This window comes from Nitrospirota bacterium (assembly GCA_035516965.1).
In the GTDB taxonomy this organism is placed as follows: Bacteria; Nitrospirota; UBA9217; order UBA9217; family UBA9217; genus MHEA01.
Window position 1 is genome coordinate 24,280 of sequence record DATIZR010000075.1, and the last position, 12,253, is coordinate 36,532.

Genomic DNA, 12,253 nt, shown 5'->3' on the forward strand with positions numbered 1-12,253 from the left:
AAAGAGGTTCAGTCCCGAGGGGGAGTAGCTCCATCGTACAGGGTCAACATACTGGCTTTTAAAGCCTGGCCCTGCAATTGGTTTGAACCAATGAGCGAGACCTTCGGCGTTGCGGTTATCCTGCCGCGCGCCGGAAGTCTCGCTTTTTTATTTTAAAGGAGATCGCGCAAATGACAGCTTTTCTTACCTCGATGCTGTTTGTGGTCCTTGCTGAAATGGGAGACAAGACCCAGCTCCTGGCAATTGCTTTTGCAACACGGTTCAAGGCGTCTACTGTACTCTGGGCGGTCTTTGTGTCTACCGCTGCCAACCATTTTATCGCTGTCGAAGTCGGGACGTGGCTCACGAATTTTATTCCGATTAGCTATATTCAGATAGCTGCGTCCGCTTCTTTCATCTTTTTCGGCCTCTGGACCATTCGTGGCGACCAGTTGGAGGATGAGGATAAACGCTTCAGCTTTAGCCCATTCTGGACTGTTGCATTTGCCTTCTTCATTGCAGAGATGGGGGATAAGACGCAGCTCGCAACAGTTGCTCTCGCTGCGAAATATCAAACAGTACTGCCGGTATGGATGGGATCGACAACCGGGATGATGATTGCAGATGCGGTCGGAATTGGAGTAGGTGTCGTGCTCGGGAAGAAGAGTCCTGAGAAAGTAATGAAATGGGGCGCAGCGGGCATTTTCATCCTTTTTGGCTTTTACGGCTTGCATGAAGCCCTTCCAGTCCGTTTTTTAACTCAATTCTTCGAAATTGGTGCAATCATTCTCGTCACTGGAGCGGTGCTACTCATCGGCCGACCATGGATCAGCCGTCGCTGAATAATGACCGGCATGAATCGAGATCCGATATATAAACACAACATGATTGTAAGATGGATTTATCTATCCCAAAAGAGATCTCACCAATTGATTTCTCAACATGTTTATTATTGGCTCTCGGGATCAGGTTCAATTGCGGCTCACTATGAAAAAAATCCGGGGATATTCTTTGGGGTATTTTGAAAAGCATTTTTTCAAAAAACATTCTGAATTCAAATTCTTGTACAAACTGATTCGCGGACGTTGGGACCACCATGACATAGTCTGAAGAAATGCAACCAGGTGAATAAGCCCCATGATAGAAATGGGGCTTATTTTTTTTCTTCTGCCGACGGCAGATCCCTCTATACAGGCAAAACGCAACAGGAAAGAAGCCCTTCGAAGTGTAACACTGCAAGCTGGCACAGGGACGAGGGCTCTATCTGCATATCCCCCTGTCGCCGCCGGGAGAAGCGGGCAGTTGCGTGATCGACCAGCCAATGCGACTCCTACGCACGTTGTCCAGACGACGTCCTGTCCTATTGATAACAGGTTCAACTTGCCTATCATGCATTCTCGTACTTAGCCCCGCAGACGGTCAAAAAAGCGTTGCGAGGATGATGCTGTTAACATCTGAGATGCACCGCCACGATGTATTGCATTTGATGTAATTTTGTATCAAGGCAATATCCCCTTACATTTTCTTGCAGTGAACTACATCGAATGACAAGTTTATTCTCGTTATAAACAGTATGTTGCATATGGTGAGATGACCAATTTCAGCGTACAAATGCTCATCATTGCAATAGATTTTTGTAAGGTGAAAATTCAAAATGCTTTGATTTTATACATTTTTATCGTGTGGTGTAGTTCTTGCTGTTACATGCATATATTGGCCATCGTGCTGCCGGCGCATCCAGACTTTGTAATGAAAGTACTACAGAATAGTTAGTGCGGGTTAATCGTGAAAAAAGAGTCAATCGGTCATTAAAATGTCGAAAATAGTCGAAAATCATTGATTAAATCATCCTGAATGATTTATTCTTCAAGGTTACGATTCTCTTCCCTTTTATAGGGTTATCGACTCAGACGTGTAAGTCCGTTTAAGGGTTCACACTCATGAGCTCCGGACGTCTCAAAGATCGACATTCATAAAGCCTAATATGCTGTGGCTGTCGTGCAAACCTCCTTACCAGGGACTTCAACCCCTGAATCAGTGATGTAAAAAACAGAGAGCATTGGTCGGCTTCAGCCATGGATATTCGGAGTTCTCGTGACATCAATGCAAGAAGAGCGGAGGCGAACGTTCCGCAATTGCGGAGAGTTGATTGCTGAAAGGCGAACCCGCCGAGCCGCATCTTTGCCTTGATTATCCGGACCGGAAGCCGGCAGGGATCTTTTCGCGCGCAATGACCGCGAGCCGGTAACGAGTGCAATGGGCGCGTCTTGAAAGGGACAACGCCGCAGCGCCCCGAGTTGTCAGAAGGAAGTCGGAAAGAGAAGACCGGACTGATCGTGAAGAAAAACATCATCATAGTCCAGATCGTCTTATCCCTCCTCGCTGTCGCCGGCGGCGGGTACCTGTTTCTGATGGCAGGCAGGTCAGGTGACTTCAGCCGTCCGGCCGTCCTGCTCGTCATTGCAGGTCCGCTGATGGTCGCCGTGCTGGGATGGGTTTCACTGCGCAGGTTCTTGAAGCCGGCTCGGCTCGAAGGGCTCAATGACGAGTTTGCCGGGTTCTCCCCGGCCTTCGACAACGATACGGGGCAGCCCCAGAAGCACCCGAAGGCCATCGAAGAAAGCCTGAGGCAATATGGGGCATTGTTCGAAAGCGCCGCCGACGCGATGTTCATTCTGGACGGCGAAAAGGGTCGGCAGGGCAAGATATTGAAGGCCAACGGGGCGGCGTCACGGATGTACGGCTACACCGTCGAAGAGCTGCTCAAGATGAACATCAGCGATCTCGACACACCCGGACCGGCCGCAATCGTGCGGGAACGGATCGACCGCTTGGTGGCGGGGGAGACGCTGCGTGTCGAGGCCGATCGTCGCAGGAAGAACGGCACGGTGTTCGCCGTGGATATCAGCGCCGCTGCCTTTGAGACCAGCGGCCGCAAGTACATCCTGGCGATCGACCGCGACAGCGATGAAAAGCGGCGTTCTGCGGAGGCAATACAGCGGGAGCGTCAAAATGCGTTCGTGGCGGAACTGGCCTCCGGCCTGGCTCATGAAATCAAGAACCCGCTGGCCGGGATCAAAGCAACGATCGACGTGCTCTCGGAAGAGTCAGGCATGCCCGCAGAGGACCGGAGCGCGCTCAAGAACGTGGTCCCCAAAATCAAGCGCATCGAGTCCCTCTTGAAAATCCTGCTCAACTTCGCGAGACCGCCGAAACCGCAATTCAGCAGAACGCAGGTGAACGCCGTCCTCGACAACGCCGTCGATCTGGCGCTGCGGGACCGGTCACACGCCAGTGACGCTGAAACAGCCGTTCGGGTGATCAGAGAGTATGATGATACCCTGCCGGAAATCGACGCGGACCCGATGCAACTGCAACAGATATTCACGAATCTGCTCCTGAATGCTTCGGAGGCAATGCCGAAGGGCGGGACCGTGTTCTTGAAGACGCTCCTCGATGCCACAACACGGACCCTCGAGGTTCGGATTTCCGATACGGGACCGGGAATCGATGAAGAAGCACGGAAGCATATCTTCCAACCGTTTTATTCAAAAAAAGCGGCGGGGCCGGGCTTGGCGATCGCCAGCCGGCTCGTCGAGGAACACGGGGGGAGCATCGGCGTACAATGTCCTGAAAACAGGGGCTCCCTGTTCATGGTACGGCTTCCCGTGAACCAGGCACAAAGGAGGCAGATATGACGAGTGAAGAAAAAATCTATGTTGTCGACGACGATGAGCTGATTGTTGCCACGCTCACACGGACTCTGAAAAGCAGCGGCTACGAGGTTCGCTCGTCGACCACAACAGACGGTATAATCGGCAAGATACAATCGTGGTCTCCCGATGTCGTACTGCTCGACATCCGCCTGGGGAACCAGAACGGCATAGATGTCCTGAGGGACATTGTGAAGCGGGAACTGCCTGTACAGGTCGTTATGCTGACGGCGGATGACAAGGCGGAAACCGCCGTGAAGGCAATGAAAATCGGCGCCGCGGATTACCTTACGAAGCCGTTCAACATCGAAGAGGTCAAGATCGTGATCCGCAACATCATCGAAAAGAACCGTCTGCAGCAGGAGGTCGCCTATCTCAGAAAGGTCCAAGCGGAGACCTTCGAGAAGGAAATCATCGGCGAGTCAAAAACGGTGCAGGAAATCAAGGCAAAGATAAGAAAAATCGCGGCGGCATCGGTTTCCACGCTGCTGATCACCGGAGAAAGCGGGACCGGGAAGGAGTTGTTCGCCCGGTACGCGCATCGCCTGTTCCATGAGCACGCGAAGAAGGGCTTTGCCCCCTTCATCAAGGTCAATTGCGCTGCGCTTCCGGAAACACTGCTCGAGAGCGAGCTCTTCGGCTACGAGAAGGGCTCATTCACCGATGCAAAGTCGGACAAGAAGGGACTGTTCGAGCAGGCGCAGGGCGGGTCCATCCTTCTCGATGAGATCGGCGATATGAAAATGAACCTCCAGGGGAAACTGCTCCGGGTGCTGGAGGAGCGGATGATCCGGCCCGTAGGAGGTAGCGAGGAGATCCCGATCGATGTCACCGTTATCGCCACCACGAACCGGAATCTCGCGGAAGCAGTCGAGGAGGGAGCGTTCCGCGCGGACCTGTTCTTCCGGTTGAGCACGTTCTACCTGCACGTACCACCCCTCCGGGAACGGAAGGAGGACATCCCGCCTATCATCCGGTACTTTCTGACGCAATTCGCCGGCCGGTACAAACAGAAGGCGTCTTCCTGCATCTCTCCGGAGGTTGAAAAGATCCTGACCTCTTTTCACTGGCCGGGGAACATCAGAGAGCTCAGGAACCTGCTTGAGCGGCTCGTGGTCCTCGAAGGGGCGGAAGAAATCCGTCCCGAGCATTTACCGGGCTGGCTGATGGGCAAGTCCGGCGTGCTCTCTTCGCCCTCCGCGCTTCGGATCTCACTTCCTGCGCAGGGGGTGTCGCTGGACGACGTCGAAAAGGACCTCATCCTCCAGGCGCTTGGACGTACGAACAACAATAAATCACAGGCGGCAAAACTCTTGAATATCAGCTATGATGCCTTTCGATATCAGGTGAAGAAATTCGGGTTGGAAGTAGGAGGAGCCGTGCCGTCGAATGGTCGAAGTTCTTACCCGGACGCCGCATGCGCCGATCGCACAACAACGGAAAAATGAATGGCTAAACAGGCGCAATCGGAGGCGACGTGAACTGAACTCCCGACAGGTAGGTTGCTACCGTTTCTCCGCTGCGGCACCATCTGACCACGCCGGTGCAATGTGTTTGTTCATCGCGCAGCGTCAGGACGCGGCCTGGAGCGAGGGGATGATTAATCCTGATGCACATGCCGGCGTCGCTGATATCAAGGACGCTGGCTGCAAGCGTAAGGGGATCCCTCTCGTTGGGCGAAGGAAGGGTAAAGCATGTAATAGACTTGTAGACCGGCTTTCGCTCATGCTTTCGGACATCGCTGCTGATCCACTTGATAAAATCATTGGCGTCTTTTAAGGCCCTGCTCTCATCGCGGAGCAGCGGCTTACCCGTCATCAGGATCCGATCCACAAACTTCTTTACCACCTCAAGGTCGAAAGGCTTGTCCATGAGCAGGTGAGCGTTACCCTCGATCACTTCCATCATCGGTCTTGTTATCTCGTCTCCCGACATCATGATTATCCTCGTTCCCGGCGAAGAGTGCCTGACCTTTTTCATAATATCCAGACCGCACATGTCCGGAAGGTTCAGGTCGAGAATGCATACGTCGAATCGATCCCTGTCGAGCGCCGCAAGTGCCGCCGCACCCGTGGAAGCAGTCACAACCGTGGTATCATGATCTCTGAAGGTAGCACAGAGCCCATACAGGATGAGGTTTTCATCGTCAACGAGAAGTATTTTTCTCATTCTATCAGTATCAACAATTCTTCTCTCTGTTAAGATCTGTGAACAAAATGCGCCGACATGCTCATGGCTTCATTATTAAAAAGCAATTACTGTACCATTCAGGTGCTGAATGCGCATGTCCAAACATTTCAGAGCATTACTACCGGTCATAGCAGGGAGGGTGCCTCGGACGGCCGAGCTCTTCCGGTGAAAAGACCTCATCTCTGCGGGAATTTTCCGAATGGGGTATAAAGATAGGCAGCACGCGTTAACCTAACTGGTTGTATTTTGATAAATGGTATTGATGATAAGACTGGCATGCGAATTGCTAGTACTGCAGCGCTAGCGCAGAGGTTTGATGGTCACCGGGGAAGAAGTAGGGATGTGGCGGCTATCGGGCTGATGGGTGGAACTAAGCAGCAGTGCGTATGATTCGCTGTTGTCAATCCCGCGACTTGGATTCCCCGGCTCCAGCCGGGGAGGAAGGCATCGTGAACCGTGGGAGGTCGCGTTATGATAGGGAGCCTCTGGCTCCAGCCGCAGCGGGTTCCCCTGATACCCATGAAAGCGCAATTCTGGCGTCGTACCGGGAGCAACGGCATCCCGGACGATCGTCCCGTTTCGAAGGTCCGGACATCCTTGCCCGGACTTTCGTCGGCAAAGAGAGCCGGCACAGCAATGGCAACAGCGCTGGCCCTGGGAATCGTTGCTGTTTTGGCGACGGCGGCCTTATTGAGAAATACTGTCTGGCATACCAGGCTCGATCTCTGGCAGAACGTGGTCGCGAAAAGCCCGGAGAAGGCCAGACCGCGTAACAACCTGGGAAGTTCGCTCTACACAGGCGGACGATACGAAGATGCAATCAGGGAATTTCGGATTGCCCTGCGCATCTCACCGAACTATGCGGAGGCCCGCTATAATCTCGGCAACACGCTCGGGAAAGAGGGACGCTTTGCGGAGGCAGAGGAGGAACTGCTCGCCGCGATCCGTCTTGCCCCGGATTATTTCAAGGCGCACCTGACCCTGGGTGAGATCTACTCAAGGATTGGCCGTGTGGAGGAAGCGCTGAGCGAACTCGAAACCGCGAAAAGCCTGCGTCCTCTCGATCCCGCCGTGGACTTCAACCGGGCGGAAGTGTACGACCGGCAAGGCAGGTTTGCGGAAGCCGTCAGTGCATACCATGAGTCCCTCAAGAAAGATCCTGATTACCGGCAGGCACACAACAACTTGGGCGCCCTCTATGGGAAGCTCGGGCGTTATCAGGAGGCCATGGGGGAATTTCAGGCGGTGATCCGCATTGATCCCGGCGATGCCGGCGCCCATTATAATCTTGGCGTGATCTACGGAAAGCTCGGCCTCGCCGAGGAGAGCAGGGAGGAATTCCGCGCATTCGAGGCGTTGCGTGCTTCCCGCCCGGGGGCCGCGATTGCGCCGTAAATGTCGGGGCGCCTCTGCCGGAGGGGCCGATCGGGGTCCCGGGGATGGACGGGCCATCGCGGGAAATCTCATGGTTAACCCTCAGAGGGGGAAGTCGTCAAGGGACAAGCATGCCGGCAGATTTTTGGTCTCCCTGGCCGCAATCCTTGTCCTCTTGTTTGCCGGAGCGACGCGGGCGCGCAACCGGTTGTGGAGCGATGATCTCGCGTTGTGGCAAGGCGTTGCGGCAAAAAGCCCGGGCAAGGTCCGCCCCCACTACGGCCTCGCGCGCGCTTACCACACTCGCGGGCGCCTTGACGAGGCGATCCGGGAATACCAGGCAGCGCTCAGCATCGACCCCCTGTACGATAAGGCACTCAACAACCTCGGCAGCATTTACGGAAAGCAGGACCGCTTCGACGAGGCCATCGGGCTGTTTCAGGCTGTGCTTGCGAGGACGCCGGATGACGCCACGGCGCATGCCAACCTCGGGTCCGTGTACGTGAAGCAGGGGCGGTTCAACGAGGCTGTCAAGGAATTCCGACAGGCCCTGAGCGCCGACGCCGACAGCACGGCGGCGCATTACGGCCTGGGTAACGCGTACCAGGAACAAGGACGCATCGAAGATGCTGTGCGCGAGTACCAAACGGTGATCCAGATCGATCCCTCTCACGCTGACGCGCTCATCAATCTGGGCATGCTGTACGGAAGCAGGGGATGGTGGACAGAAGCCGTCCGCTCTCTCCAGGCGGCGATCCGAAGCCGGCCCGACGCTTATGAGGCATACAACAACCTGGGGATCGTCTACGCTCAACAGCGCAACTATGACGCAGCCATCGATTTGTTCCAGCAGGCGCTGATCTACAGTCCTCAGAATGCCGCGATCCATTACAACATTGGCATCGCGTATCAGAACGAGGGCCGGAGCGATGACGCTCTGCGGGAGTTCCAGGCCGCGCTGCGGCTCGATCCCGGCCACGAGGGCGCCCGCAGAGGTCTGGAACGGCTTTCCCGCGGAGGGGCCGGAGGTCCGGGGCATTGAACAGCCCGTGCCGGTACCCGAGTCGAAACGGCCGGCAGGCCTTGTTGTGAAGCGGCAGGAAGACCGAGAAAACTATGCCCCCCAAACAGCCCAGCGTGCCGCGTCGCGATCCGCCTCTCCAATCCCGGCTGAACCGGCCATTCATCCACGGAGCGCTGCTCGTCCTCATCGGACTCGCCGTGTATTCCAACACGTTCTCCGTCCCGTTCCAGTTCGATGATCCCTCGAACATAACCGACAACCCCATTGTCCGGGATATCGGATCCTTCCTGAAATGGGAAGCCGCCACGCAGCCGAGATCGCTCACCTACTTTACCTTCGCCCTGAACTACCGGCTTCACGGAACGGGCGTTGCCGGATACCATATCGTGAACCTCGCGATCCATATCATCAACGCCCTTCTCGTCTATTGGCTCATCTCGCTCTGCTTTCGGACCCCGCCCCTGCGGCAGTCGCTGCCCCGGCTCCCCGCGTCGACGATCGCCTTCTTCGCGGCACTTCTGTTCATCAGCCACCCGGTCCAGACCCAGGCGGTCACCTACATCGTCCAGCGCCTGGCTTCTTTGGCCGCGCTGTTCTCCCTCGCCAGCCTGACTGCTTACCTGAAATGGCGGCTTGCGGACAGCGAGCCTGAGGCTTCGCGTGGGCGATGGGCCTGGTATGCACTGTCGCTGTTCTGCGCGGTGCTTGCCATGAAGAGCAAGGAAACGGCCTTCACCCTTCCCCTTCTTATCGTGCTCGTCGAGTTCCTTTTCTTTGCCGGAAACCGTCGGAGAAGGACCGCGCTGCTCCTGCCGTTCCTGTTCACCTTGGTGATCATCCCCCTGTCGATGCTCAAACACGGATCAACGGCGGGAGAGCTCATCGGCGACGTCAGCGCCGCAACCCGGCTCGCAACGGACCTCACGCGCAGTGATTATCTGCTGACAGAATTCACGGTGATCACCACCTATCTGCGGCTGCTGTTCCTTCCAATGAACCAGAACCTGGACTACGACTATCCGGTGTACCGCTCGCTCCTGGTCCCCGAGGTGGCGGTCTCTCTCCTTCTGCTCGCATCGATTGTTGCCGGGGCCCTCTTTCTTCTCCGGCAAGAGCGCCGGCGGACTTCCCCGGGCAGGCTTGTCGCCTTCGGCATCCTCTGGTTTTTTGTCACCCTCTCCGTCGAGTCGAGCGTCATTCCCATAGCGGACGTGATCTTTGAACACCGGCTGTATCTGCCGTCGGTGGGGTTCTTTCTGTCGCTCACGACGGCCCTTTTCTGGGGCGCCGAACGGCTGAAGAGCAGGTGGGCCTTCTCGGAGCGGGCCCTCGTTTCATTCCTTGCGGTTGCCGTCGTCCTCTGCGGCGTCCTCGGCTTTCGGCGGAATATGATATGGCAGACCGAGACGGGCATGTGGGAGGACGTGATCCAAAAGAGCCCGGAGAAGGCGCGGGGATACAACGGTCTCGGTCTGGCCTACCTCGACGGGGCTCAGTATGAGGCGGCGGCGCGCGCCCTCACGACGGCCGTTTCTCTCTATCCGACGTACGGTTCCGCTCTGAATAACCTGGGGAGCGCCTGGTATCACCTCGGCAACCTTGACCGGGCAGTCGAGGCACAAACGAAGGCGATAGCGGTCGAGCCGAACAATGCCGTGTTCCGCGACGGCCGGGGAGTGTCATTGACCGCCATGGGTTCCTACGACCGCGCTATCGAGGACTTTACCCATGCGATCGCCCTCGATCCGGCCTATGCAAAGGCGTATCATAACCTCGGCGCTGTTTACCATCGCGAGGGCCTCTATCTTCAGGCAATCGAAGAATATACGCGGGCCATCTCCCTTGCCCCGGACAACGATGTTTTTTACACCAACCGTGGTTTGGCCTACGCGCAGAGCGGAGATACGCAGCGCGCTCTCGAGGATTATTCGCATGCCCTTCATCTGAATCCCAAAGCTGTTTATGCTTACAGCGGCAGGGGAGAGGTCTACGGACGTCTTCACCACTACGACGAAGCTATTGCTGATTTTACCCGTGCAATGTCGCTGGATCCCACTCAGTCCCTGTTCCATCTCCTGCGCGGCATTGCTTATCAAGGCGCGGGCAGGCGGGCGGATGCGCTTGCCGATTTCGCGGCCGCCTGCGAGAAGGGAAATGAGCGGGGATGCAACGAAGTGCAACGGAATGGTGGTCGGTGAAGTATCAAGAACAAGAGCCAACTAGGGAAAAAAACCGTACCTACTGGTGAATACATCGAATCAACGGCAGCTTTTTTTGGGTATCTTATTTTAACGTGCCATATTTATTCACTATTAATCAATCCCGCCAAGCGGCACGATCCTTGCTATATACTGCGCATAGAAGTAACCTCACCACTATCATCCATACAACTTAAGGCTGTACAGCGATATTCCCGATAAAGCCTAACCCTTTCGTGAGAAGGGGGATGGAAAGCAACGGGTCTTCCGAACCGGAAGACGACGGGGCCGCCGAAGGAATGCGGGAGGAATTGCACGATAACATCCCCCCGCGAAACGGATGGGGCTGATCCGATCAGCCCGTTGATCACAGCAGCATGCGGCGAAAGCTTATGGGAACCTCTGGACAGAAACGATTTATTACCATCGGCATTATTGTCGCGTGTACCTTGGCGGTGCTGTTCAGCCGACCCGCTCCGGTGCAGGCAGTGACGACATCGTTCCTGTATGACCTGTCTGATTTTACCGGCCCCTTGCGCTACGGAGGCGCATCGGTGTTCGTCGACAAGTATCGCAATGAGGCCTATGTGCTCTCGGAAAACATCGTACAGGTGTTCAATGACAACGGCATGGAGGTCTATCAGTTCACGGCAGCAGATACGATGGGAACAATCGAGTCCCTTGCTTTCGACCGTGACGGCACTATCTTCGCCCTGACGTACCAGAACGGACTTTCCGTATCGACCTACGAGATCACTCGTCTGAATTTCCGGGGAGAGGTTATCGGCCATATCGCCATTACCGGCATGCCCCAGGATTTTTCAGCGTTCACGCCGGTCTACATGGAATATCACGACGGACGGTTCTATATTGCCGACTCCATGAGCCTGAGGATCGTCATTGCCGGCCTGACCGGCGAGGTGCAGAAGAGCTATGATCTCATCCGCCTGCTTGAACTCAAGGAGAGCGACCGCGGCGATATCCAGATGGGCGGCTTCAGCGTGGACGAATCGGGAAACATGCTGTTCACCGTGCCGGTCCTCTTCAGTGCAAGCGTGCTGTCTCCGGAAGGGACCCTTCGGTCCTTCGGGCAGCCGGGGAGCTTGCCGGGGAAATTCTCAATCGCCTCGAGCATCATCAGGGACGGCCAGGGCAACATCCTGGTGGCGGACAAACTGAAAAGCGTGGTGAATGTCTATAATAAGGACTTCAAATTTCTGCTGGAGTTCGGAGGACGGGGCAACGCTCCTGGCAATACCGTTGTCCCGAATGGGTTGGCATGCGACAACAGTGACAGGCTCTACGTGACCCAGGCCAGCAACAGAGGGGTTAGTGTTTTCCGGATGCGGTACAACAACTGAGAGCCCCTTGTCCAGCGTAAGAGGAGGTGATGAAGAAAGGCAAAAAACGACAGGCAGTATACAGTATGACCGTAGCAGTATCAGGCAGTTGAGCAGTACCAGGTATCACGGCAGCACCATTCGAGAACCTGCCGGAATTAGTCCGGCAGGCGAGATCCTCCGATAAGAGTAAACCCATTGCAAGGTGGGGGCACAAAGCCTTCGGGTCCTGTGGGAACAGGACGGCCGGGCTGCCGGAGCACAAAACTAACTGGAGGATTTAAATGAAGATAGCCAAATTAAGCATCATCCTTGTCGCTGCAGCCGCGATCGTATTCGGCCTGAGCGGACTCAGCTTCGCATTCCATAGCGGCGGCGTCGCCGAATGTACGGGTTGCCATGAAATGCACGGCGCGAACAGCTCCCCCCTGCTCA

General features: G+C 55.7%; 8 protein-coding genes and 2 riboswitches. Of the genes, 7 read left to right on the forward strand and 1 reads right to left on the reverse strand.

The genetic code is table 11. From position 1 onward, the window contains the following. The first annotated feature begins 170 nt into the window (after positions 1-170). The 3 genes from VL197_11945 to VL197_11955 all read left to right on the forward strand — a co-directional run bounded on the left by VL197_11945 (position 171) and on the right by VL197_11955 (position 5,140). Positions 171-821, forward strand: a complete 651-nt coding sequence (locus VL197_11945; GenBank protein ID HUJ18691.1) for a TMEM165/GDT1 family protein — start codon at positions 171-173, stop codon at positions 819-821. Between the two features lie 1,494 nt (positions 822-2,315). Next, on the forward strand, positions 2,316-3,677 hold the full coding sequence (locus VL197_11950; GenBank protein HUJ18692.1) for an ATP-binding protein: 1,362 nt from the start codon (positions 2,316-2,318) through the stop codon (positions 3,675-3,677). After that, positions 3,674-5,140, forward strand: a complete 1,467-nt coding sequence (locus VL197_11955) for a sigma-54 dependent transcriptional regulator (protein HUJ18693.1) — start codon at positions 3,674-3,676, stop codon at positions 5,138-5,140. The genes VL197_11950 and VL197_11955 overlap by 4 nt, the downstream gene beginning before the upstream one ends. Before the next feature lie 4 nt (positions 5,141-5,144). Here VL197_11955 and VL197_11960 read toward each other — a convergent pair whose 3' ends face one another. Further along, positions 5,145-5,861 (reverse strand): response regulator, encoded by a 717-nt coding sequence (locus VL197_11960; GenBank protein ID HUJ18694.1) that lies wholly within the window; start codon positions 5,859-5,861, stop codon positions 5,145-5,147. 492 nt (positions 5,862-6,353) lie between these two features. On the opposite strand from VL197_11960, the gene VL197_11965 reads away from it, so the two are divergent. The 4 genes from VL197_11965 to VL197_11980 all read left to right on the forward strand — a co-directional run bounded on the left by VL197_11965 (position 6,354) and on the right by VL197_11980 (position 11,839). Beyond that, positions 6,354-7,277: a tetratricopeptide repeat protein gene (locus VL197_11965; GenBank protein ID HUJ18695.1), complete on the forward strand. Its 924-nt coding sequence runs from the start codon at positions 6,354-6,356 to the stop codon at positions 7,275-7,277. Between the two features lie 70 nt (positions 7,278-7,347). Further along, positions 7,348-8,298: a tetratricopeptide repeat protein gene (locus VL197_11970; GenBank protein ID HUJ18696.1), complete on the forward strand. Its 951-nt coding sequence runs from the start codon at positions 7,348-7,350 to the stop codon at positions 8,296-8,298. Positions 8,299-8,372: 74 nt separating this feature from the next. Then, positions 8,373-10,478, forward strand: a complete 2,106-nt coding sequence (locus tag VL197_11975) for a tetratricopeptide repeat protein (protein HUJ18697.1) — start codon at positions 8,373-8,375, stop codon at positions 10,476-10,478. A gap of 213 nt (positions 10,479-10,691) precedes the next feature. Then, a riboswitch (cyclic di-GMP riboswitch) is annotated at positions 10,692-10,774 on the forward strand. Between the two features lie 96 nt (positions 10,775-10,870). After that, positions 10,871-11,839 carry a hypothetical protein gene (locus VL197_11980; GenBank protein HUJ18698.1) on the forward strand — a complete coding sequence of 323 codons (969 nt, stop codon included), beginning with the start codon at positions 10,871-10,873 and terminating at the stop codon, positions 11,837-11,839. A 157-nt stretch (positions 11,840-11,996) separates the two neighbouring features. Continuing rightward, a riboswitch (cyclic di-GMP riboswitch) is annotated at positions 11,997-12,077 on the forward strand. The last annotated feature ends 176 nt before the right edge of the window (positions 12,078-12,253 follow it).